The 23,369-nt window shown below is 67.6% G+C and carries 20 protein-coding genes; 6 read left to right on the forward strand and 14 right to left on the reverse strand.

All coding sequences use genetic code 11. The features are described 5' to 3' along the window. Window positions 1-120: 120 nt before the first annotated feature. Both AC1DIX_RS16910 and AC1DIX_RS16915 read left to right on the forward strand, forming a co-directional pair. The gene (locus tag AC1DIX_RS16910; protein WP_477325897.1) at window positions 121-1,095 is read left to right on the forward strand and encodes a T6SS immunity protein Tli4 family protein; all 975 of its coding nucleotides are present in this window, start codon (window positions 121-123) and stop codon (window positions 1,093-1,095) included. A gap of 22 nt (window positions 1,096-1,117) precedes the next feature. Continuing rightward, window positions 1,118-3,511: a DNA internalization-related competence protein ComEC/Rec2 gene (locus AC1DIX_RS16915; protein WP_477325899.1), complete on the forward strand. Its 2,394-nt coding sequence runs from the start codon at window positions 1,118-1,120 to the stop codon at window positions 3,509-3,511. A 1-nt stretch (window position 3,512) separates the two neighbouring features. Here the strand turns inward: AC1DIX_RS16915 and AC1DIX_RS16920 are convergent, their stop codons facing one another. Together AC1DIX_RS16920 and AC1DIX_RS16925 are read right to left on the reverse strand one after the other, a co-directional pair. Beyond that, a complete protein-coding gene (locus tag AC1DIX_RS16920; protein ID WP_477325901.1) occupies window positions 3,513-5,039 on the reverse strand; it encodes a sensor histidine kinase in 1,527 nt (508 codons plus the stop codon). Between the two features lie 2 nt (window positions 5,040-5,041). Beyond that, window positions 5,042-5,728, reverse strand: a complete 687-nt coding sequence (locus tag AC1DIX_RS16925; protein WP_477325903.1) for a response regulator — start codon at window positions 5,726-5,728, stop codon at window positions 5,042-5,044. A 136-nt stretch (window positions 5,729-5,864) separates the two neighbouring features. Here AC1DIX_RS16925 and AC1DIX_RS16930 point away from each other — a divergent pair, with 136 nt between their 5' ends. From AC1DIX_RS16930 to dcd, 3 genes are all read left to right on the forward strand, one after another. Continuing rightward, complete coding sequence (locus AC1DIX_RS16930) at window positions 5,865-6,425, forward strand: Spy/CpxP family protein refolding chaperone (protein WP_477325905.1); 561 nt, start codon at window positions 5,865-5,867, stop codon at window positions 6,423-6,425. 125 nt (window positions 6,426-6,550) lie between these two features. Beyond that, on the forward strand, window positions 6,551-7,378 hold the full coding sequence (locus tag AC1DIX_RS16935) for an alpha/beta fold hydrolase (protein ID WP_477325907.1): 828 nt from the start codon (window positions 6,551-6,553) through the stop codon (window positions 7,376-7,378). A gap of 38 nt (window positions 7,379-7,416) precedes the next feature. Beyond that, window positions 7,417-7,983 carry a dCTP deaminase gene (gene dcd / locus AC1DIX_RS16940; protein WP_442122044.1) on the forward strand — a complete coding sequence of 189 codons (567 nt, stop codon included), beginning with the start codon at window positions 7,417-7,419 and terminating at the stop codon, window positions 7,981-7,983. 84 nt (window positions 7,984-8,067) lie between these two features. Here dcd and AC1DIX_RS16945 read toward each other — a convergent pair whose 3' ends face one another. The 12 genes from AC1DIX_RS16945 to wrbA form a co-directional block, all read right to left on the reverse strand. Next, entirely contained in the window at window positions 8,068-8,469 is a 402-nt protein-coding gene (locus AC1DIX_RS16945) for a lysozyme inhibitor LprI family protein (RefSeq protein ID WP_477325909.1), read from the reverse strand. A 64-nt stretch (window positions 8,470-8,533) separates the two neighbouring features. Continuing rightward, a complete protein-coding gene (locus AC1DIX_RS16950; RefSeq protein WP_477325911.1) occupies window positions 8,534-10,789 on the reverse strand; it encodes an Orn/Lys/Arg family decarboxylase in 2,256 nt (751 codons plus the stop codon). 175 nt (window positions 10,790-10,964) lie between these two features. Then, complete coding sequence (locus AC1DIX_RS16955; protein ID WP_442122047.1) at window positions 10,965-11,450, reverse strand: dihydrofolate reductase; 486 nt, start codon at window positions 11,448-11,450, stop codon at window positions 10,965-10,967. Between the two features lie 4 nt (window positions 11,451-11,454). Continuing rightward, a complete protein-coding gene (thyA, locus tag AC1DIX_RS16960; RefSeq protein WP_477325913.1) occupies window positions 11,455-12,249 on the reverse strand; it encodes a thymidylate synthase in 795 nt (264 codons plus the stop codon). Between the two features lie 38 nt (window positions 12,250-12,287). Further along, window positions 12,288-13,382 carry a threonine aldolase family protein gene (locus AC1DIX_RS16965; protein WP_477325915.1) on the reverse strand — a complete coding sequence of 365 codons (1,095 nt, stop codon included), beginning with the start codon at window positions 13,380-13,382 and terminating at the stop codon, window positions 12,288-12,290. Window positions 13,383-13,480: 98 nt separating this feature from the next. Beyond that, window positions 13,481-15,295: an ABC transporter transmembrane domain-containing protein gene (locus AC1DIX_RS16970; protein WP_477325917.1), complete on the reverse strand. Its 1,815-nt coding sequence runs from the start codon at window positions 15,293-15,295 to the stop codon at window positions 13,481-13,483. A gap of 29 nt (window positions 15,296-15,324) precedes the next feature. After that, the gene (locus AC1DIX_RS16975; RefSeq protein ID WP_477326028.1) at window positions 15,325-16,398 is read right to left on the reverse strand and encodes a lipocalin-like domain-containing protein; all 1,074 of its coding nucleotides are present in this window, start codon (window positions 16,396-16,398) and stop codon (window positions 15,325-15,327) included. Continuing rightward, window positions 16,398-18,965: an ABC transporter permease gene (locus AC1DIX_RS16980; RefSeq protein WP_477325919.1), complete on the reverse strand. Its 2,568-nt coding sequence runs from the start codon at window positions 18,963-18,965 to the stop codon at window positions 16,398-16,400. Before AC1DIX_RS16980 ends, AC1DIX_RS16975 begins: the two co-directional genes overlap by 1 nt. Further along, complete coding sequence (locus AC1DIX_RS16985) at window positions 18,953-19,396, reverse strand: DUF4124 domain-containing protein (RefSeq protein ID WP_477325921.1); 444 nt, start codon at window positions 19,394-19,396, stop codon at window positions 18,953-18,955. Before AC1DIX_RS16985 ends, AC1DIX_RS16980 begins: the two co-directional genes overlap by 13 nt. Window positions 19,397-19,409: 13 nt before the next feature. Then, a complete protein-coding gene (locus tag AC1DIX_RS16990) occupies window positions 19,410-20,831 on the reverse strand; it encodes an FAD-binding oxidoreductase (RefSeq protein ID WP_477325923.1) in 1,422 nt (473 codons plus the stop codon). Further along, the gene (locus tag AC1DIX_RS16995) at window positions 20,824-21,222 is read right to left on the reverse strand and encodes a DUF2069 domain-containing protein (protein WP_477325925.1); all 399 of its coding nucleotides are present in this window, start codon (window positions 21,220-21,222) and stop codon (window positions 20,824-20,826) included. The genes AC1DIX_RS16990 and AC1DIX_RS16995 overlap by 8 nt, the downstream gene beginning before the upstream one ends. Window positions 21,223-21,225: 3 nt before the next feature. After that, complete coding sequence (gene wrbA / locus AC1DIX_RS17000) at window positions 21,226-21,837, reverse strand: NAD(P)H:quinone oxidoreductase (protein WP_047825946.1); 612 nt, start codon at window positions 21,835-21,837, stop codon at window positions 21,226-21,228. Between the two features lie 71 nt (window positions 21,838-21,908). On the opposite strand from wrbA, the gene AC1DIX_RS17005 reads away from it, so the two are divergent. Further along, window positions 21,909-23,285: a YihY family inner membrane protein gene (locus tag AC1DIX_RS17005; RefSeq protein ID WP_477325928.1), complete on the forward strand. Its 1,377-nt coding sequence runs from the start codon at window positions 21,909-21,911 to the stop codon at window positions 23,283-23,285. The last annotated feature ends 84 nt before the right edge of the window (window positions 23,286-23,369 follow it).

A 23,369-nucleotide genomic window follows, 5' to 3' on the forward strand; every position in this document is an offset into this window, starting at 1 on the left:
GGAGAGACGCAAATGCCTCGGTGGCTCTACTTCATGATTTCTCTGGTGGCCTTGGGCTCCTTCGGGAATTGGGCTCTTAGCGAAATTCGCAGCGTGCGCGACAGATCCGAGGTGGCGCATATGACGGACAAGATGAAAACGGTGTGTGTCGGCCGCTATTTGATCGATGTGCCAAGTCAAGCTGAAGTAAGCCTCACACATGAAAGGATAGATGGGTTCGAAATCGACTCGGTCGAAGAATCTGAAGCTGAATTTCAGCAACGGCTTGCCAAGCGTGAAGCCGAGATCAGTCAAGGTGACGGCGAAGCGGCCAGTAGCGGACATGGCGGAATTCTCGAGGCACACGAGCTGCGCATACCGGATGTCATAGGACGAACATTCGTCTTTGGCCGCACCCGTAGCAGCGAATTGATAGAAGGACGAAAGATTAATGTTGAGTGGGTTTCAGTGGAAGCTCATGCGCATACCGCTGGGAGGAGCTTTACCTTATCAGCGAACTATGTGGACGAGGCCGACGCCAAAGCGGCCGACGGGTTGCTTGCGCGACTACAGCTGCGTGGAGAAGACGAAATACCGACCGTGCCAGGGTTCTGCGTTGCCGGTGCTGTCTTCGCCGAGCCGCTGTCTGAGCACAAAAGTGAACAAGTCGCCATGCACGTCAGCATCCCAGACCACCCAGATGTGGCGCTAACGCTTTTAAGTGTCGCCGGAGGGCATCCCGGCTCAGGTCTGCTAGCTCGGTGGGCACGTGTGGATGCAAATGCTAGCGCAGCTGAAATGCTACGGGTGACCAAGTTGCGCTCTAAGAAGCGCAGTATCAACAGCTTGGAAGGTGAGGAACTGGTAGAACGGATATGGGAGTTCAATTTCACGACTACCTATACGCTCAGCTGGGAAACGAGAGGCGCAGAAAGTAACGTCTTGCTGCCATTCATGTCCCTGGAAGCACAGGCCGGGATCAATGTGCGTCCCAGTGCTCCGCCTCTAGGGTCGAGTTTGCATGAAGATGCCGTACTTATTCCGTGGGACAGCATCGCCTCCAGCATCCGTCCGAATTTCCGCCCAACAGATCCGCGGCAGCCGGTCGCCCCCTGAGCGCCCGTCCACGATATCCACGATGCGCAGCGCCATCCTGGGGTTCACAACCGGCGTGCTGGTACTGCAGTCCTCCGCCGGGCTCCCATCCATCGGCGTGCTGATCGCCTGCGGCGCCGGCGTCGTCGCACTGATCGCGCTGGCGAAGCGCCCCGGAAGCTTCAGCAAGGATGCGGGCAAGGCCTGCGCCGCCGCCATCGCCGGCGCGCTGCTCGGCTACGCCTGGGCCGCCCTGGTGGCCTACCACGCCCTGGCTCCCCGACTGTCCGCCGATGACGAAGGCCGCGATCTCACCGTCGTCGGCATGGTCGACAGCCTCCCATATCGCTTCGAACAGGGCCTGCGCTTCAATCTCCAGGTCGAACGCACGGAAACCCCGGGTGGCACCGTCCCGCCGAGGATCGCACTCTCCTGGTACGCCGACCGTCGCGGCGAAGCGAAACTGCCCGCAACGCTGATGCCCGGCGAGCGCTGGCGCCTGACGGTCCGCCTGCAGCGGCCCCACGGCAATGCTAATCCCGGCGGTTTCGATTACGAAGCCTGGCTGCTGGAGCAGGGCGTGCGCGCCACCGGCTATGTGCGCGCCGACGACGCCAATGTCTGCCTGGACGCCTTCGTGCCGCGCTTCGGCACCGTGGTCGAGCGCAGCCGCGCCCTGCTGCGCGAACGCATCCTGCGCGCGCTCGAGGGGCGGCAGTACGCAGGCGTGATCGTCGCGCTGGTGATCGGCGACCAGCGCGGCATCGACCAGTCGGACTGGCAGGTCTTCAACCGCACCGGCATCGGCCACCTGATTTCCATCTCGGGCCTGCACATCACGATGATTGCCGGGCTGGCGGCGCTGGCGGTCTCGAGCCTGTGGCGGCGATCCTTCTTGACCGGCGCCCAGCTGCCCTTGCGGCTGCCGGCGCAAAAGGTCGCCGCCTTGAGCGGGGCGCTGGTCGCGCTGTTGTACGTGCTGCTGGCCGGCTTCGGCGTGCCGGCCCAGCGCACGCTCTACATGCTGACGGTGGTGGCTCTAGCGCTGTGGATGGGCAGGCTGTCCAGCGTCACCCATGTGCTGTGCGCGGCACTCGGCGTGGTCGTGCTGCTCGATCCCTGGGCCGTGCTGTGGCCGGGGTTCTGGCTGTCCTTCGGGGCGGTGGCGGTGATCCTGTTCGGTGGCCACGGCAGGATTGCGCCGCATGAGACCGGGTTGCGCAACAAGATGGCGCTGGCCGGCCGCACCCAGTGGTCGGTGACCTTGGGACTGGTGCCGCTGACCATGCTGCTGTTCGGCCAGGTGTCGCTGGTCAGCCCGCTGGCGAATGCGGTGGCGATCCCGCTGGTGAGTTTTATCGTGACGCCGCTGGCGCTGCTGGGCAGCCTGCTGCCCGCGCCCTTGTCCGGCTGGCTGCTGGTGGCGGCACATGCGGCGGTCGAGGGGCTGGCTGCTGCGCTCGGCCATCTGTCCGCGTTGCCGGCGGCGGTCTGGCGCGCACCGTCGCCCCAGCCCTGGGTGTTCCTGCTGGCCCTCGGCGGCACGCTGTGGATGCTGATGCCGCGCGGCTGGCCGCACCGCTGGGCCGGCGCCGCGGCCTGGCTGCCGCTGYTGCTGCAGATGCCCGAGCATCCTGAGCCTGGGCGCTTCCGGGTTATCGCCTTCGACGTCGGCCAGGGCATGGCGCTGCTGGTCGAGACGTCCGGCCACCGCCTGCTGTACGACACCGGTCCCGGCTACGCGCCCGGCCTGGACGCCGGCAGCCGCGTGCTGCTGCCTTATCTGCRCATGCGTGGCATCGGCGTGCTCGACGGCATGGTCGTGAGTCACGGCGACCTCGATCACACCGGCGGCGCGCTGGCGGTGCTGGGGGAACAGCGGGTCGGCTGGGTTGCCTCGTCGCTGGAGGATGGCCATGCCATCGTGCGCGCAGCGCGGCGCCACCTGCGCTGCACGGCGGGCCAGCAGTGGGAGTGGGACGGCGTCCGCTTCGAGATGCTGCATCCGCCGGCGCCGATCTACGCGGACCCGAAGCCGAAGGCGAATGCGCGCAGCTGCACCGTCAGAATCTCGAACGGGCGCACGGCGATCCTGCTGGCCGGCGACATCGAGGCGGCCCAGGAAGCGGCGTTGGTCTCGGCAAACGCAGCGGGCCTGCGTGCCGATGTGCTGCTGGCGCCGCACCACGGCAGCGGCACCTCGTCGACGGCGCCCTTCCTCGCGGCCGTGCAGCCGAGCGTGGGCGTGTTCCAGGTAGGCTGGCGCAACCGCTACAAACATCCCAAGAACGAGGTCTTCGAACGCTACGGCCAGCTCGGCATCGAGCGCCTGCGGACCGACGAGCAGGGCGCCGTCACCCTGGAGTTCGGCGATGCGGTCGGCTACGAGGACTACCGCCGCCGGCACGCCCGCTACTGGTACGCCGGGCCGCGCTAGATCAGGCCTCGCGCGGCAAGGTAATCGTCACCCGCAAGCCGCCACCGGCGCGGTTCGCCGCCGTGATCCGCCCGCCATGGGTCTCGACCACGCGCTTGGCGATCGCCAGGCCCAGGCCGTGGCCGTCGACGTTGTTCTGTGTCGGATTCGAACGAAAGAAGGGATCGAAGATCTTGCCCATGTCTTCCTCGGCGATGCCGGGTCCGCGGTCCAGGACTTCGATGTGCACCGAACCGTCCTCGGGGTGCAGGGCGACGTCGACCGCGCCGTCCGCGCCGCCATGCTTGACGGCGTTGCGCACGATGTTCTCGACCGCGCTCCACAGGAGGTCGGGCGCGCCGCGCACCGTCACCGGGACCGGTGCGTCGACGTCGATGCGGGCGCCGGCTTCGAAGCGAGCATCGTCCGCGATCTGGTCGACCATCTCGACCAGGTCGACCTGTTCCATCGCCGGCGGCTTGCTGGTCGCGTCCAGGCGCGACAGGGTCAGCAGCTCGCCCACCAGGCGGTCCATGCGCACGCTTTCGCGTTCGATGCGGTCGAGCGAAGCCTGGATCTTTTCCGGCTGCTGGTGGGCCAGGCCGATCGCCGCCTGCAGGCGCGCCAGCGGCGAGCGCAGTTCGTGGGAGACGTCGTGCAGCAGGCGGCGCTGGCCGTCCATCAGGGCGCGCAGCTGGGCGCTCATGCGGTCGAAGTCCTGGCCCAGTTCGGCCAGCTCGTCGCCGCCGACCGCCATCCTGGTCTCGGCGAACTTGGGCGCGAGATCGCCGGCGGCGGCGGATTCGAAGGCGCCGCGCAGGGCACGGATCGGGCGCGAGAAATACCAGGCGAGGAGGGCTGCGAACAGGAAGCTGGCCAGAGTCGCGGCGACGATCGGCAGCCAGCGGCCGACGTGGCGTCCGAACTCGGGCGGCAGGCCGAATCCGCCGCCGGGGCCGCGTGGACCGGGACCGAGGCCGGGACCGAGCCCGGGACCGGTGCCGCGGCCCGAGCCATAGCCGCCGGCGTCGCGCGAGGCGATCCGGGGGCCGGGCAGGGTGCCGACGCCGGCACCGGCCCCGGCGCCCGCGCCGCCGGCAAACCCGGGCTTCGGCAACTCGCCGCCGGCGCCCGGATAGGGGCCCGGGACGCGCGAAGCAAATGCCAGGTAGCGCCGGCCGTCCGGGGCGGTCAGGCGTGCGACGGCATGGAGGGACTGCGGGCCGGCTTCGAGGTCGCGTTCGACCTGCTCGCGCAGCTTGACCGGCACCGAGCGCCCGAGCAGTTCGTGGCCCTGCTCGTCGAGCACATACAGGCGCACGCGGCGGTTGCTGGCGGCCAGCTCGCGCAGGCCGTCGATGCCGCCGTGTCTCAGGGTGGCAGTGGCCGCGTCGAGCATGATGGCGGCGGGCGGGCCGACGTCCAGCGTCGGTTCGGTGTTGCGATGCCGGGCCTGGTCGCGCAGCCACACGGTGCCGCCGATGCCGATCGTGGCCGCCACCTGGGCGAGCAGGATCGACAGGAAGAACTTCCAGAACAGCCGGCCCATCGTTATTCGCGGATCAGCTGGTAGCCGAGACGGTAGACGGTCTGCAGGCAGGAGCGGCCGTCCGCCAGCGTGCCCAGCTTGTGGCGCAGGCTGCTCAGGTGGACGTCGATGTTGCGGTCGAAGCGGGCCAGCGGACGGCCCAGGCCCTGTTCGGACAGGTCGTTCTTGCTGACCGGGCGGCCGGCGTTGCGGGCCAGGACTTCGAGCAGGTTGAATTCGGTGCTGGTCAGTTCCAGCGGTACGCCGTCCCAGGTGGCGCGGCGCTGTTCGGGCAGCATGGTCAGCTTGCCGACCGACAGCGTGATGCCGGTTCCCTCGGTGCCGGTGCCCTGGGTGCGGCGCAGGATGGCGCGCACGCGGGCAGTCATCTCGCGCGGGGTACAGGGCTTGGTCACGTAGTCGTCGGCGCCCAGTTCGAGGCCGAGGATGCGGTCGGCGTCGTCGCCGCGGCCGGTCAGCATCAGCRCGGGGATGCGGCTGGCGGCGCGGATGCGGCGCAGGGTCTCGATGCCGTTCATGCGGGGCATCATCACGTCGAGGATGACCATGGCGTACTGGCCGCTGAGCGCTTCGCGCGCCCCGGCTTCGCCGTCGTGGGCACAGGCCACCCGGAAGCCTTCCTGCTCCAGGTATTCGGTGAACATCCCGACCAGTTCGGTATCGTCGTCGATTAACAGCACTTGAGTCATGTTCGCATCTTAGCAAATGGCGGGAAATGGGGCAGCCGGCCATGGATTCTCTTTACCTCGTTTTACACCGGCCTAACACCACTTAACAGAGGCGCACACGACAATGCGGCATCCCAACCACTCAAGGATGCACGACATGAATCCGACGCGCAAAATCATCGCCGCCGCACTGCTCGCGGCCTGCTGTGCCACCACCTTCGCCGCCGGCCAGCTGGAAGCCCCTCCGGCTGACGGCGGCCAGGACGCCACCCAGGGCCGCGAAGGCCGCGGTCCTGGTCCTGGTCCCGAAGCGGAAGGCCGTGGCCCTGGCGGTCCCGGTTTCGGCCACGGCGGCGAGCACAGTGGCGGTCCGGGCTTCGGCCACGAGGGCGGCCCCGGATTCGGCCGTCACGGCGGGCTGCACCTGACCGAAGCCCAGCAGGACAAACYGTTTGCGATCCGGCACGCCGCCGCGCCACAGCACCGCCAGCAGGAAAAGGCGGTGCGCCGCGCCCACGAAGCCCTGCGCGCCCTCGGCGACGCCGCCCAGTTCGACGAAGCCAGGGCCAGTGCCGCCTCGCGCGAGCTCGGCCAGGCGATCGCCGCCGAGGCGCTGCTGCAGGCCCGCGTCCACGCCCAGGTGCTGGCCGTGCTGACGCCCGAACAGCGCGAGCAGATGCGCAAGCGCCGCCCGCAGCCGCCGCAAGAGCGTCCCTGATCGGGAAGGGAGGCGCCGACGGCGATGCGGTGTGCTGCACCTGGTGCTGCCGGCTGTAGGCGTTTCCCTCTAAACGGAAAGCGCGCCGGCAACCCGTGCGCTGCAATGCCCTTACAATGGGCGGCATGAACAAGCCTCTGCTGCATTTCACGCACGGGAACAGCTATCCCTCGGGCTCCTACGGACGCCTGCTCGGGGAGTTGGGCCGCGATTTCGACGTCCACACCACCGACATGCTCGGCCACGATCCGCGCTATCCGGTGGACGACAACTGGCATGCGCTGATCGACGAGCTGATCGCCCAGCTCGAACGCCATGACGAACCGCCGATCCTGGTCGGGCACTCGCTCGGCGGCGCGGTCGGCATGCTGGCCGCCTGGCGCCGGCCGGATCTCGCGCGCTGCGTGGTGATGCTGGATTCGCCGGTGGTGGCGGGCTGGCGCGCCCACGTCTGGCGGATCGCGAAAGCGCTGGGCCTGGGACGCAAGCTGTCTCCGGGCGGCATCGCCGAACGGCGCCGCAATGTCTGGCCTTCGCGCGCGGCCGCCTACGAACACTTCATCTCGAAACCGATATTCCAGGCCTGGGCGCCGGGCGCGCTGGACGACTATCTCGACCACGGCCTGGCCCCGCATCCGCAAGGCGTGCAGCTGCGCTTCGACCGCGACGTCGAGGCGGCCATCTACAGCAGCCTGCCGCACGACATGGGCGAGGTGCTGCGCAAGCCCTACCCGCTGCCGATCGGCTTCGTGGCCGGCACCCGTTCGGAAGAACTGCGCCAGGCCGGCATGGCCTCGACCCGCAGGCTGGTGGGCGAGAATCTGGTCACGATCGAGGGCTCCCACCTGTATCCGATGGAGTCGCCCCAGCTCACCGCGCAGCTGACCCGCGAGATGATAGCGCGTCTCCTGCCCGAGCTTGCGACAGATGACCGCCGCAAGGCTTTCGCGTAGAATCGCGGGTTACTATTCATTCACCGGAAAGCCCTGCGATGAGCATCAAAAGCGACAAATGGATCCGCCGGATGGCGGAAGAACACGGCATGATCGAGCCTTTCTCGGCCAAGCAGGTCAGGGAAAACGAAGGCCGCAAGATCATCTCCTGGGGTACCTCGTCGTACGGCTACGACATCCGCTGCGCCGACGAATTCAAGGTGTTCACGAACATCAACAGCACCATCGTCGATCCGAAGAACTTCGATTCGAACTCCTTCGTGGACGTGAAAAGCGACGTCTGCATCATCCCGCCGAACTCCTTCGCGCTCGCCCGCACCATCGAGTACTTCCGCATCCCGCGCAACGTGCTGACGGTCTGCCTCGGCAAGTCGACCTATGCGCGCTGCGGCATCATCGTCAACGTGACGCCCTTCGAGCCGGAGTGGGAAGGCTATGTGACCCTGGAGTTCTCGAACACCACGCCGCTGCCGGCCAAGATCTACGCTGGCGAGGGCTGCGCCCAGGTGCTGTTCTTCGAAAGCGACGAAGTCTGCGAGACTTCGTACAAGGACCGTGGCGGCAAGTACCAGGGCCAGCATGGGGTGACCTTGCCGAAGACCTGATACGGTTTTCGATGCCTGGTGCGCCAGGCTGTATCATGTTCAATAGGGGCTGCGGCCCCTTTTTTCGTTTGCGAGCCCTTGGCTTCAGTAAGCCGGCGAAAAATCCTCAAGCGCCTTGATGCGTTCCTTGGCGTGGGTCTGCATGCAGCCGATATACATGACGGTGCGGATGGTGCCGCCGGCATTGCGCTGGTAGACGGCATCGCAATCGGCCTCGCGGAATTTGACCCAGGCGCGCTGCGCCACGATCAGCTTCTTCTTCGTCTCGATGCTTTCATTGCCCTCGTCGTCGAGCGCCTTGAGCGTCCGCTGGTACGCCTGGTTGAGCTTCGCTTCGACCGCTTTCTGCTCGATGGCCGCGCACTCGTTGATTTCGGGGGTGTTCATCGGGGTCTTGCAGTCCAGCGCGGCGGCGGATGTGGCCAGGGCCGTGAACATCAGGGCACCCGCGGCGACGGCACGCGGAGCAGGGGAACGTGAATCCATGGATCTTCCTCTCGAATGAAAAAGCCCGGATCGCTCCGGGCTTCTGTACAGGCAAAGCTGACGATCAGTCCTGCCTCACGCAGTCGACGAAATACCCCAGCTTGCCATCCACCTCACGCTTGACCAGGCCGTGCACATCGGTCTCGAAGCCCGGGAAGCGCTCATTGAAATCACGCGCAAAACGCAGGTAGTCGACGATGGTCTTGTTGAAGCGCTCGCCCGGAATCAGCAGCGGGATGCCCGGCGGGTAAGGCGTCAGCAGGATCGCCGTGATGCGGCCTTCCAGGTCTTCGATCGCCACGCGCTCGATCTCGCGGTGGGCCATCTTGGCGAAGGCGTCCGACGGCTTCATCGCCGGGATCATGTCCGACAAATACATCTCGGTGGTCAGGCGGGCCACGTCGCGCGACTTGTAGAAGTCGTGGATTTGCTGGCAGAGGTCGCGCAGGCCCCAGGACTCGTAGCGCGGGTTGGCCGCGGTGAACTCCGGCATGATGCGCCACATCGGCTGGTTGCGGTCGTAGTCGTCCTTGAACTGCTGCAGGGCGGTGACCAGGGTGTTCCAACGGCCCTTGGTGATGCCGATCGTGAACAGGATGAAGAAGGAGTACAGGCCGCACTTCTCGATGATCACGCCGTGCTCGGCCAGGTACTTGGTCACGATCGAGGCCGGGATGCCGGAGTCGTCGAAGGAGCCGTCCAGTGCCAGGCCCGGGGTCACCACGGTAGCCTTGATCGGGTCCAGCATGTTGAAGCCTTCAGCCAGCTTGCCGAAGCCATGCCAGGTGTCCTCGGCATGGATCATCCAGTCGGCCTGGGTGCCGATGCCTTCCTCGCTGGTGACCTGCGGGCCCCAGACCTTGAACCACCAGTCGTCGCCGATCTCTTCGTCGACCTTCTGCATGGCGCGGCGGAAGTCCAGCGATTCGTAGATCGATTCTTCGACCAGGGCGGTGCCGCCCGGCGCTTCCATCATCGCGGCGGCGACGTCGCAGGACGCGATGATCGAGTATTGCGGCGAGGTCGAGGTGTGCATCAGGTAGGCCTCGTTGAAGGCGTCCTGGTCCAGCTTGACGGTTTCCGACTCGCGCACCAGCACCTGCGAGGCCTGCGAGAGGCCGGCCAGCAGCTTGTGGGTCGACTGGGTCGAGAAGATCATCGATTCCTTGGCGCGCGGGCGGTCGCGGCCGATCGCGTGCATGTTCTTGTAGAAGTCGTGGAAGGTCGCGTGCGGGATCCAGGCTTCGTCGAAGTGCAGGGTGTCGATCTTGCCGTCCAGCAGTTCGCGCAGGGTCTCGACGTTATAGACCACGCCGTCGTAGGTAGACTGGGTGATGGTCAGGATGCGCGGCTTCTTGTTCTTGGCTTCGCGGGCGAAGGGGTTCGCTTCGATCTTCCTGCGGATCGACTCCGGCGAGAACTCTTCCAGCGGGATCGGGCCGATGATGCCGAGGTTGTTCCGGGTCGGCATCAGGAAGACCGGGATCGCGCCGCACATGATGATCGAGTGCAGGATCGACTTGTGGCAGTTACGGTCGACCACGACGATGTCGCCCGGCGCCACCGTCGAGTGCCAGACCATCTTGTTCGAGGTCGAGGTGCCGTTGGTGACGAAGTAGCAGTGATCGGCGTTGTAGATGCGGGCGGCATTGCGCTCGGACTTGGCCACCGGGCCGGTGTGGTCCAGCAGCTGGCCGAGTTCCTCGACTGCRTTGCAGACGTCGGCGCGCAGCATGTTCTCGCCGAAGAACTGGTGGAACATCTGGCCGATCGGCGATTTCAGGAAGGCGACGCCGCCGGAGTGGCCGGGGCAGTGCCAGGAATAGGAGCCGTCGTTGGCGTAGTTGACCAGGGCGCGGAAGAAGGGCGGCGCCAGGCTGTCCAGGTAGGCTTTCGCTTCGCGGATGATGTGGCGCGCCACGAACTCCGGCGTGTCCTCGAACATGTGGATGAAGCCGTGCAGCTCCTTCAGGATGTCGTTCGGGATGTGGCGGCTGGTGCGGGTCTCGCCGTAGATGTAGATCGGGATGTCCGAGTTCTTGTGGCGGRTCTCCTGCACGAAGGCGCGCAGCGCGCTAAGGGCGAAATTGGTCTCTTCGAGCGTCCCGCCGCCGAATTCCTCGTCGTCGATCGACAGCACGAAGGCCGAGGCGCGCGACTGCTGCTGGGCGAACTGGGACAGGTCGCCATAGCTCGTCAGGCCCAGCACTTCCATGCCTTCTTTTTCCATCGCGGCGGCCAGCGCGCGAATGCCGAGGCCCGAAGTGTTCTCGGAACGGAAGTCCTCGTCAATGATGACGATAGGGAATCGAAATTTCATGGACAGCTCCAAAGCGAAGCGCCGTGCACCCCATCTCCAGGAATGTAGAGATGGCCGGGCACGGCACCGTAAAAAATTGAGAAGCGGATTTTCGCAGAAAACTTCCGGTCCCGTGCAAAAATTTTTGCTAGGTTAACCAGACTGGTCCGATCGTGGCGCACTCTTGTGGCCGAGCCTACTTCCTGCGCTCGTAAGTGACGAAGGCAAACGCCACCCCATCGGCCGAGCGATGCTCCTCGCGCGCGGTCTCGATCCAGGTTGCCGGGTCGATCTCGGGGAAGAAGGTGTCGCAGCGGTAGACGCCGTCGATGTGCGTGATGATCATGCGGTCGGCGAGGCCCATCGATTCATGGAAGATCTGGGCGCCGCCGATGATGCTGGCGGGTTCATCGCCGGCGAGGGCGACCGCCTCCTGCAGCGACCCCGCCACCTCGACGCCGGCGTAGCACCAGTCCGCGTTGCGGGTGACGACGATGTTGCGGCGCTTGGGCAGCGGGCGGCCGATCGAGTCGAAGGTCTTGCGGCCCATGATGATGGGATGGCCGAGGGTGACCCGCTTGAAGTGGGCCAGGTCCTCGGGCAGGTGCCAGGGCAGCTGGTTGTCGACGCCGATGCCGCGCTGGCCGTCCATCGCGACCACGAGAGTGATTTGCTTAGCCATGGGATTACACCGCCACCGGGGCCTTGATCGCGGGATGCGGATCGTAGCCGACCACCTCGAAGTCGTCGAACTTGTAGTCGAACAGCGACTCCGGCTTGCGGCGGATGACCAGCTTCGGCAGCGGGCGTTCTTCGCGAGACAGCTGCAGCTCGACCTGTTCCATGTGGTTCGCGTACAGGTGGCAGTCGCCGCCGGTCCAGATGAAGTCGCCCACTTCCAGGCCGGCCTGCTGGGCCATCATGTGGGTCAGCAGGGCGTAGGAAGCGATATTGAAGGGTACGCCGAGGAAGATGTCGGCGCTGCGCTGGTAGAGCTGGCAGGACAGCTTGCCTTCGGCCACGTAGAACTGGAAGAAGGCGTGGCAGGGCGGCAGCTTCATCTGCGGTACGTCGGCGACGTTCCAGGCGGAGACGATCATGCGGCGCGAATCCGGATTGTTCCTGATCTGGTCCAGCACCTGGCTGACCTGGTCGATGTGCGAACCGTCCGGCGCCGGCCAGCTGCGCCACTGGTAGCCGTAGATCGGGCCCAGGTTGCCGTTCTCRTCGGCCCAYTCGTCCCAGATCGAGACGCCGTTCTCGTTCAGGTAGGCGATATTGGTCGAACCGTTCAGGAACCAGATGAGTTCATGGATGATCGACTTCAGGTGCACCTTCTTGGTCGTCACCAGCGGGAAGCCGTCCTGGAGGTTGAATCGCATCTGGTAGCCGAACACGGAACGCGTGCCGGTACCGGTGCGATCCAGCTTGACCGTGCCATGGTCGCGGACATGGCGCATGAGGTCTGTGTATTGGCGCATCGGGGTTTCGGTGTAAAGCGGGTTGATGATCCGGCATTTTAACCGATCGCCGCCTGCACCTCGGCCGCCAGCAGCGCCGCCGCCTCACGCACACGTCCGTCGGGCGCTTCGAGGAGATTGTCGCCCACGTAGAGTTCGAAGTAGGAGGTGTCGGGCAGCACGCCGTGGCTGATGCGGTGGAAGATCCACAGCCCGTGCTCGGCCGCCAGTTTGCGGCGGATCTCGAGCGCGCGCTCGCGGCCGACCGGCAGGTGCACGTGCAGCATATTGGCCTGGGGCGCCGCCGGATTGAGCTTCAGGACCGGATGCTCGGCCAGTACCTCGTACACGAAGCGGGTGCGCTCGAACAGCGCCGGCATGCTGGCCAGGCGCGCATCGAACTGCATTGCCGCCGCCACCACGTAGGGGCTCTGGTGCACCAGCTTGCCGCCCTGGCGCGCGAACCATTTGGCGGCACGGGCCACGAATTCGCGCGTCCCCAGCAGCATCGCACCACCGACGCCGCCGATACCCTTGTACAGCGAGACGTAGACCGAATCGAAGCCGGCTGCGATCTCGGCCAGCGGACGGCCATAACCGGCCGCCGCTTCCCACAGGCGCGCGCCGTCCATGTGCAGGTGGATGCCCTTCGCGCGGCAGTGCGCCTTGATCGCCTGCAGTTCGTCCCAGCTGGAGAGCTGGCCGCCGATCTCGCGCATCGGGATCTCGAGGCCGACGGCGGACAGCCGTTCCGGAATGCCGGTGATGTCGGCCGCGGTCCAGGGACGGTGGCGCTCGCCGACCGACAGCGCGGCGAAGTGGTTCAGAAGCTGGTAGTTCGACTGCTCGTGCACGAAGATGTGCGAAGTCGGGTGCAGGGCCACCGGCGCCATGCCACGGTCCATCGCGGCCAGGCGCAGGGCGGTCACCTGGGTCATGGTGCCGGAAATGCAGAAGACGGCCGCTTCGAAGCCGAGCAGTTCGGCGACCTTGCGTTCGAAGTCCTGGACCACGGCGCCTTCGCCGTAGACGTCGTGCTGGATGCCCTTGGCTTCGCACCAGGCGGCCATGGCGGAGAACATCTCGGCCGGGCGGCGGGCGCGGTGGSCGGGGAGGACGGTGGTGCAGCGTGCAAGCAGTTCGGTATCGCTCAAGGGGGGCTCCAGTGGATCGGTCTGGTCAACCGCGCCACTCTACACCGAACTGCCGGGACCGGAAAGGGCGGCCCCGGGCGCCGGGAGCGCTCGGGTGCTCAGTGGACTACTTGCACATGATGGAACTGCAGCGCCGCCAGGTTCGCATAGATGCCGCCCAGCGCCACCAGCGAGGCGTGGGTCCCGGTCTCGACGATGCGGCCGTCCTCCATCACGATGATGCGGTCGGCGCGCTGCACGGTGGCCAGGCGGTGGGCGATGATGAGGGTGGTGCGGCCGACCATCGCCRCTTCCAGGGCGCTCTGCACCAGGCGCTCGGATTCGGCGTCGAGGGCGCTGGTGGCTTCGTCCAGCAGCAGCAGCGGCGGATTCTTGAGCAGCGCCCGCGCGATCGCGATGCGCTGGCGCTGGCCGCCGGACAGGCGCACGCCGCGCTCGCCCAGGTAGGAGCCGTAGCCCTCGGGCAGGCGTTCGATGAATTCGTGGGCGGCCGCCATCTTCGCCGCCGCGATCACTTCGGCGTCGCTGGCCTCCGGCCGGCCGTAGCGGATGTTTTCCATCGCGTCGGCCGAGAAGATCACCGTGTCCTGGGGCACGATGCCGATCGCGTTGCGCAGCACGTGCAGGTCGAGGTCGCGGATGTCGACGCCGTCCAGCAGGATCGCGCCCGACTGCGGATCGTAGAAGCGCAGCAGCAGCTGGAACAGGGTGGTCTTGCCGGCGCCGGAGGGGCCGACGATGGCGACCGTCTCGCCCGGCTTGATGTTCAGGTCGAGGTGGGATAGCGCTGCGTGGTCGGGACGCGAGGGATAGGAGAAGCCGACGCCGGCCAGCTGCAGCGAGCTGCCGGCGGCCTGGCGCGCCGGCAGCGGCTTCGGCTGCAGCGGGCTCTCGATGCTGGAGCGAAGGGCCAGCAGTTCCAGCAGGCGCTCGGCGGCGCCGGCCGCGCGCTGGGCTTCGCCCATCACTTCGGACAGGGCGCCCACGGCGCCGGAGACGATCGAGGCATACAGGATGAACTGGCCGAGGTCGCCGCCCGTCATCGAGCCTTCCAGCACCGCGTGGGCGCCCAGCCACAACACGAAGACGATGGTACCGAACACCAGTACGATGGCCAGCATGGTGAGGATGGAGCGCGCGCGAATACGCCGCATCGCGGTGTGGAAGGCGTGTTCGACGGAAGCGCCGAAACGCTGGGCTTCGCGCCGCTCGCCGGTGAAGGACTGTACGGTGGGCATGGCGTTGAGGATCTCGCCGGCCAGCGCCGAGGCGTCGGCGATGCGGTCCTGGGAGTCGCGCGACAGCTTGCGCACGCGGCGGCCGAACAGCACGATCGGCACCACCACCAGCACCAGCAGGCCGAGGATGATGGAGGTGAGCTTGGCGCTGGTCACGAACAGCATGGCCAGTCCGCCCACGAACAGCAGGCTGTTGCGCAGCGCCAGCGAGATGCTGGTGCCGACCACGGCCTGGATCAGGGTGGTGTCGGTGGTGAGCCTCGACAGCACTTCGCCGGTGCGGGTGGTTTCGAAGAATTCCGGGCTTTGCCGGACCACGTGGGAGTAGACGGCGCTGCGGATATCGGCCGTCACGCGCTCGCCCAGCCAGGACACCATGTAGAAGCGGGCGGCGGTCGCCACCCCCAGCACCGCCGCCACCCCGAACAGGGCGAGGAAGGTGGCGTTGACGTTGGCGATGCTCTTGCCGCCGGCCGCGGCGCCGAAGCCGTGGTCGATCATCTGCTTGAAGGCGTAGGGGATGGCCAGGGTGGCGCCGGCGGCGACCAGCAGGGCGATCCCGGCCAGCACGAACTGGCGGCGGTAGGGGCGCAGGAAGGGGAAGAGGCCGGCGAGGGCGGCAAAGGTGCCCTTGCGGCTGACCGCATCGTTGGAACTGGTAGTGCTTTTACTCATGTCTCTTGGCTTCTTGTTGTCGGAGTGCTTCAAAGTTTCATTGGGTCGAGGTAGCCGGTCAGCTCGAGGTAGCCGCGGCCCAGCTGGCGGCCGTCGCGCTCCACCGTCACCGCGCCTTCCCAGTACACGGCGCCGGTCGAGCGGCGCGAGTCGAGTTCCTGGTCCGGCTGCAGCGGCTTCAGCAGCCAGCGCAGCGCGCCGGTCGTGATCGTGGTCGCCACCGGGTAGGTGGCGCCGGTGCGCGGCGATTTCCAGCGCGTCTGCGGCGCAAAGCCGACCTGGTCCGGGCCGAACTGGCTCAGGCGGCCGGCGCCATCGCGCAGGGTGGCGTGGGCCCACAGCTTGGCGCCATCCCTGGCGCGGATCTGGAAGGCCATCAGGGCGCCGCCGTCATCCAGATTGATCCCGGTCCAGTCCCAGCCGGCCGCATTCGTGTCCAGCACCTGGCTGGACCATTCGTGGTCGAGCCAGGCCGTGCCCTTGACCGATACCGGCTTGCCCCTGCTGGTCACCGTGCCCGACACTGCCAGGTGGGGCTCGCTGTAATAATAACTGGCGTGCCCGGCTTGCGGGCCCTTGCGCGAAAACCCGGCCTCGCCTTCGAGCAGCACCGGCTGGGTCGGCGTGAGCTGCAGTTCGAAGGCCAGCTGGCCGCCGCGGACCGAGACCAGGTAGCGGCCGTCCGGCCCGCGCCGCATGCGCCAGTCTTCGAGCTTGACGTCGGTATCGCCGGTTTTCGCCCATGCCAGGCCGAAGCCTTCGCGCGCGCTGCGCTGGTCGTGCAGCAGGTGGCCGGCAGCCGGATCGGACAGGGCGGCGTGGCCGATCACCAGCTGCTTCGGCGCGAAGGCGCTGGGATTATCCGGATCGTGTTCGGTGCGGCTGCGAAAGAATGTGACCTGGAAGCCGAGCGGCTTGCCGTCAGGCGTGTTCAGCCAGCCGGTCACGTACCACCATTCGGTGCGGTGCCCGGGATGGGCGCCATAGTCCTGCGGGAACACGAGGGCGCGGCCGGGCGTCACCGGCGCGAATTGCGGCGGGCCCGCAAGGGCGGCGCCGGCCAGCAGGGACAGCATGGCGATCAGCAGGCAGAGCAGGCGCATCACCAGTCCTCCCGCACGGCGCGCACCGGCCCGCCGGACAGCGCATAGCGGCCCGACACCAGCGCGGTGGCGACCGAGGCCGCCACCAGCACCGCGGCCACGCTGCCGAGCAGGGACCAGGGCAGGTGCAGCTGCATGGTCCAGTGGAAGGATTGCGGGTTCACCACGTAGACCAGGATCAGGCTGATGAGCAGGCCGAGGGCGAAGCCGGTGGCCACGCCCAGCACGGTCAGCGAGCCGCCTTCCAGCGCCAGGATGCGCAGCACCTGGCCGCGCGACACGCCCACGTGGCGCAGCATGCCGAATTCGCGGGCGCGCGCCAGGGTCTGGGCCGAGAAGGTGGCGGCCACCCCGGACAGGCCGATGGCGATCGCGATCGCCTCCAGCAGATAGGTGACGGCGAAGCTGCGGTCGAAGATGCGCAGGCTGGCGGCGCGGATCTCGCCGGGGCTGGCCAGTTGCAGGCTGGCGCCGAAGGGCAGGGCGCGCAGCCGCGCGGCGATGGATTCCGGCTGCGTGCCGTCGGCGGCCCACAGCGCGGCATCGGTGACGGTGGTGTCGCCGGTCAGGCGGCGGTAGTCCGCCAGCCTGACGATTGCCGAACCGGACTGGTTGGCATAGTCGCGCCAGACGCCGGCGATGAAGAAGACTTGCTTGCGGCCGCCCAGCGGCAGTTCGATCCGCTGGCCGGCATGCATGCCGTACAGGTCGCTCATGGCTTCCGACACCCATGCCGGCAGTTCGCCGGCCGGCGCCGGAGCGCTCGCGCCGACCAGGGCCAGCAGGCGGCCCGGGTCGGCGGCATCGATATCGCGCGCGACCAGGCTGATGTTCGGCCGCGCCGGGTCGAGCGACAGCGGGCGGGTGCGCAGGAAGGCTGCCTGCGCGACGCCCGGCAGCGCGGCGATCGCCGCCTGTTCGGCGGGTCCGAGGCCGCCGGTATTGCCGCCGCTGGCGGTGCGCACGTAGAGGTCGGCCGGCAGGATGTGCAGCATCCAGTCGTCCACCGAGACGCGGAAGCTGGCCACCATGATGCCCATCGCTACCATCAGGCTGAAGCTGGCCAGCACGCCGCCCAGGGCGATCGATGCCTGGCCCGGCGCATTGGCGAGCCGCGCCAGCGCCAGCGACAGCACCGGCGAAGGCGCGCGTTCCGGATGGCCTGAGCCGCGCCGCATGTGCAGGCGGTTCAGAAAGCGGAAGCTGCTGGCCGCCAGGCGCGGCATCAGGCCGATCCCGCCGATCAGCAGCAGGGCCACTGCAAGATAGCCGAACAGCGGCAGCTCGAACACCGGCGGGGCGAAGGCGCAGGCTGCGGCCGCGCCGAGGCAGAGCAGCGAGGGCCAGATGCGCGCCAGGCGGGCCAACGCGGTCTCGTCGTTGCCGGACTTGAGGGCGACGGCGGGCCGGGCGCGCGCCGCTTCCCAGGCCGGCGCCGCGCAGCCCAGCAGGGCCACGCCCAGGCCGAGCAGGAAGAACACGCTCGCCGCCACCGGCGTGAAGTGGACGGTCGGCTTCACGCCGGGGAAGTAGCCGGCGCCGAGGTCGCCGCCGAAGAAGGCCAGCGCGGCCGCCGCCAGTCCGTAACCCGCGGCGATGCCGAGCAGGGCGCCTATCACGCCGAGGCTGGCGCCTTCGAGCAGCACCTGGCGCAGCAGGAGGCGGCGCGGCAGGCCCAGCACCCGCAGCAGCGCGAACTGGCTGCGCCGCCGCAGCACCGACAGGGCCTGGGTCGAGAACACCAGGAAGGCGCCGGTGAACAGGGCCACCAAGGCCAGCACCGTCAGGTTGACGCGGTAGGCGCGGCTGAGATTATTGTTGCGGCTCTCCTGGTTGGCGTCGTTCGGTGCCGCCACCGTGAAGCGGCCCGGGAAATCGCGTTCCAGCTCGCGTGCCAGGCCGCCCTCGAAGGCGGCGCGGTCGACGCCGTCGCGCAGCTTGAGGTCGATGCGCGACAGCTTGCCGAGCTGGTGGAAGCGCCACTGCAGGGCGCCGATGTCCATCACGCCCAGGCGCTGGCCGCTGCGGGCGCGCAGGATGGGGCCGGCCACGCGCAGCGGCACGTTCCGGGTGCCGGCGCGCAGCATCAGGGTGGCGCCGGCCTGCGCGCCGAGCCAGTTCTGGGCGGCGGGCGAAAGGAAGATGGTGTCGTCGGCCAGCACGTCGGCGCCACGGCCCTTTTGCGGCACGCCGGCCAGGTCGGGCGAGACGTAGCCGGCGCGCAGGGCGTCGAGGCCGACGACCTTCAGCGAACCCGGCCTGCCGGCCAATGCGGCATCGAGTTCCAGCACGGGCGAGGCCAGCGCCACGCCTTCATGCGTGGCCAGGCGCGGATAGATGCTTTCGTCGAACTGGGCTTCACGCCCGCGCACCTGCAGGTCGGCCTGGCCTGCCAGGCTCTGGATGGCGGCCGAGAATTCGTTGAAGGCGGCGGCATTGATCAGGTGGATGGCGAAGCCCATGGCGACGCCGACCGCGATCGCGGCGACGGCGAGCAGGGCGCGCATCGGATGCGCGCGCCACTCGCCGAACAGCAGCCAGCGCGACAGCAGCCCTAGGCCGGACATTCCACCGCCAGGGTTTCGGCCTGGCGCCTCAGCTTGATGCGCGCCGCCTCATGCTTCGGCCCGTGCGCGGTATGGGCCAGGTCTTCTTCCGCCCATTTGTGGCGCAGGCGCAGCTTGTCGCATTTCTTGCGCTGGGCCTGGACTGCACGCGCTTGCCGGACCTCGACGCGGCCCTGCTTCTCCGCCGCCTTCTCGCGGGCGATGCGGGCCTTTTCCAGTTCCAGCAGGGTGCGGGCGTCGCCGCCCTGCGGACCGATCTGGTCCGAGATCGAGATGCCGGCCGGCGCCGGCGGCAGGGCTGTCGACGCGCCTTGCGCGCAGGGCTGGTCGCCGTAGCTGGTCTTGCCCTCGTGCGTACATTTGTACACGTCCTGGGCCTGGACGGCGGCCGGCAGCAGGGTGGCGGCGAGGAGGAGGAAATGGCGCATCATGAAGGATCTCCGGTCAAAGAATTTTGCCAGGGTTCATGATGCCGAGCGGGTCCAGGGCTGCCTTGATGGCACGCATCAGGTCGAGTTCGACCTGGGTCTTGTAGCGCGGCAGTTCGTCGCGCTTCAGGGCGCCGATGCCGTGCTCGGCGGAAATCGATCCGCCGAAGGCCGCCACGTTGTCGTGCACGATGCGGTTGACGTCGCCCTGGTAGGCGAGGAAGGCTTCGTGCGGGGTGCCCTCGGGCGGCGCGATGTTGTAGTGCAGGTTGCCGTCGCCCAGGTGGCCGAAGCACACCACCTGCACGCCCGGCCAGGCGTGTTCGAGCAGGACGTCGGTCTTTTCGACGAAATCGGCGATGCGCGAGATCGGGACCGAGATGTCGTGCTTGATGTTCTTGCCGTCCGCGGCCTGGGCCAGCGGGATGTGCTCGCGGATCGCCCACAGGGCGCGCGACTGGGCGATCGAGGTCGCCACCACGGCATCCTGGGCCAGGCCGGCTTCCAGCGCGCGCTCGATGGTCTCTTCCAGCAGGCGCACCGCGTGCTGCTCCGACTCGTGGCTGGACAGTTCGAGCAAGGCGTACTCGGGATGGCGCTGCGGGAAGGGCCGCGGCAGGTCGGGGAAGTGCTTGCCGACCAGGCGCAGGCAGACGTCGCTCATCAGCTCGTAGCCGGTCAGGGTCGGGCCGGCGGTGTCCTGGGCCATGCCCAGCAGCCCCAGGGCATCGCGGCAGCTGGACAGCGCCACCAGGGCGGTGATGCCGGCCTTCGGCTGCGGGAAGAGCTTGAGCACGGCGCCGGTGATCACGCCGAGGGTGCCTTCGGCGCCGATGTACAGGTCGCGCAGGTCGTAGCCGGTATTGTCCTTGCGCAGGCCGCGCAGGCCGTCCCACAGCTCGCCGCGGGCGGTGACGACTTCGAGGCCGAGGCAGAGTTCGCGCGTGTTCCCGTAGCGCAGGACGCCGGTGCCGCCGGCATTCGTCGCMAGGTTGCCGCCGATGGTGCAGCTGCCCTCCGCCGCCAGCGACAGCGGGAACAGCATGCCGTGATCGCTCGCGGCCTGCTGGATGTCGTGCAGGATGCAGCCGGCGTCCACCGTCATGGTGCGGTTGACCGGATCGATGGCGCGGATGCGGTTCAGGCGGCGCAGCGACAGCACCACGGCATGGCCGGATTCGTCCGGCACGCTGCCGACCACCAGGCCGGTGCGTCCGCCCTGCGGCACGACGGGCACGCGGTGGGCGGCGCACAGGCGCACCAGGCCGGCCACCTGGGCGGCGTCGAGGGGGCGCAGCACGGCGCGCGCACGGCCGGTGAAGCGGCCGCGCCAGTCGGTCAGGTAGGGGGCGACGTCGGCCTCGCCGGTGAGGACGTGCTCGACGCCGATCAGCTCGCGGCAATGCGCCAGGAAGAGATCGGATACGGAATCAGTCATGCGGTACTTTTACCTTGTCGAGCAACTCCTTCGCCAGCTTCTGGGCCTGCTTCTTGTAGGGGCGCAGGTAGAGCAGGGCGAACATGAAATAGGAGACGACCAGCAGCACCTCGCCCAGCGCCATGATGCGCGAGATGTCGGTCTTGTCACTCCAGGCCCGCACCACGCCTTCGACGAAGTAGATGAGGATGACCATCGACGACCACTGCAGCGTGTACAGGTCGCGTTTGATCACGCCGCGCAGCGGCAGCAGCAGCGGCAGCGCTTTCAGCGCCAGCAGAGAGCCGCCCGGATGCAGCGGGGCGACTACGATTTCCCAGGCAAGCAGCCAGACGCACAGGATGACCAGGCTGGTCACCGCCCCCGTATGGAATACCCGATGCACTTGCATGTCCTACTCCATCCCCTGCAGATTGCGGCTCGCCAGCGCCAGGCGCCGGCCCAGCGCGATCGCGAGCCGCTTCTCGTCGTCCGTGATCGGCCGGTTGCCGTCCACGCCGGACCAGTGGGTCGCGCCGTAGGGGCTGCCGCCGCTTTCGGTGGTCATCAGTTCCGGCATGGTGTAGGGCAGGCCCATCACCATCATGCCGTGGTGCAGCAGCGGAATCATCATCGACAGCAGGGTCGATTCCTGGCCGCCGTGCAGGCTGCCGGTGGAGGTGAAGACGGCAGCCGGCTTGCCCGACAGGGTGCCGGACAGCCACTGTGCCGAGGTCCCGTCGAGGAAGTACTTCATCGCCGCCGCCATATTGCCGAACCGGGTGGGCGAACCCAGGGCCAGTCCGGCGCATTCCGCCAGGTCCTCGAGCTCGACATAGGGAGCGCCGCTTCGTGGGATGTCCGGCTCGGTGGCTTCGGCCACCGTCGACACCGCCGGCACGGTGCGCAGGCGCGCCTCCGCGCCGGGGACGCTTTCCACGCCCTGGGCAATGAGTTCGGCGAGCTTGCGTGTCTTGCCATGTCGAGAGTAATAGAGGACGAGGATGATCGGATTGGTTGGGTTCATCGTTGGTATTATAGGGCGCTTTATAATATGACACGAAGCGCGACATGACCGCGCGCCGCTACCAGGGTCCAATGCTTTCCAAAACCGTCTCCAGTATTTCCCGTTCCACCAGCGAGATGATCAACGTCGGCGTCGACAAGGTGCGCGGCCTGACCTGGGCCGAGGTGCGCGACCTGGTGCGCTTCGCGCGCCGCCGCCTGCTGACCGAGAAGCTGCCGCAGGTGGCGGGCAGCCTCACCTTCACCACCACGCTGGCCCTGGTGCCGCTGCTGACCATCGTGCTGGCGATCTTCACCACCTTTCCGATCTTCGGCCAGCTGCGCTCCTCCCTCGACCATTACTTCGTGCAGATGGTGATGCCGAAGGCGATCGCGAACACGATCACCTCGAACCTGACCCAGTTCGCCAGCAAGGCGACCAAGCTGTCGGCGGTGGGCGCGGTGGCCCTGGTGCTGACCACGGCGGCCATGATCGGCATGATCGAGCGCGCGTTCAACCAGATCTGGCGGGTCAAGCGCCCGCGGCCGCTGGTGCAGCGGGTGCTGATCTACTGGGCCCTGGTGACGCTCGGGCCGCTGCTGTTCGGCATCTCGCTGACCCTTACTTCCCAGCTGTTCAGCGCCACCACGGGCCTGATGAGCGCCGTTCCCTTCATCGGCACCCTGTTCTATACCGCCATGTCGGTGGCGCTGACCACCGGCGCCTACACGCTGCTCTACATGACGGTGCCGAACCGCTGGGTCGACTGGCGCGACGCCCTGTGGGGCGGGCTGGTGGCGGCGGTCGCCTTCGAGATCGCCAAGCGCGTGTTCGCCATCTTCATCCGCCAGTTCCCGACCTACGCCATCATCTACGGCGCGCTGGCGGCGCTGCCGCTGTTCCTGCTGTGGATGTATCTGTCCTGGCTGATCACCCTGGTGGGCGCGCTGCTCACCGCCGCGCTGCCGGTGGTGAAGTACGAGCGCTGGTGGTATGAACCGCTGCCGGGCGGCGCCTTCGTCGATGCGATGGCGATCCTGAAGGTGCTCCACGGCGCCGCCGCGACCACCGGCACCGCGCTGGCGACCGGCGCCCAGATCCGCGCCCACACCCGCATCGGCTACGACGAGATGTCCCTGCTGCTGGATCAGATGGTGGCGGCGGGCTGGGTGGGCCGGGTGCACGCGGAGGAGTCCGTCAAGGCGATCTGGGGCCGCGGCGCGCGCGAAGGCGGCGACGGCTGGGTTCTGTTGGTCGACCCAGGCCTGGTCCGCCTGTCCGACGTCTACCGCCTGTTCGTGTTCGGCGGCGCCGGGGTCGAGGGCCCGCCTGCGCCGGGAACGGGGGCTGTCGAGACTGCGCAGAACTCGCCGCTGGCGCTGGATACGGCGGCGCTGGCGCGCCGGGTCGAGGCGGCCGTGGAGCGCGGGCTGGACCAGAGCTTGGCGGACCATTTTGTTGTTAAATAGCCTGTTCACCAACGGTTCCGTTTCTGTTTCGCTACGGATACAGTTGAATTGTGGAATCAAACGTTGCCCGATGTTACTATTGGC

It is taken from the genome of Massilia sp. 05N420 (assembly GCF_056397205.1).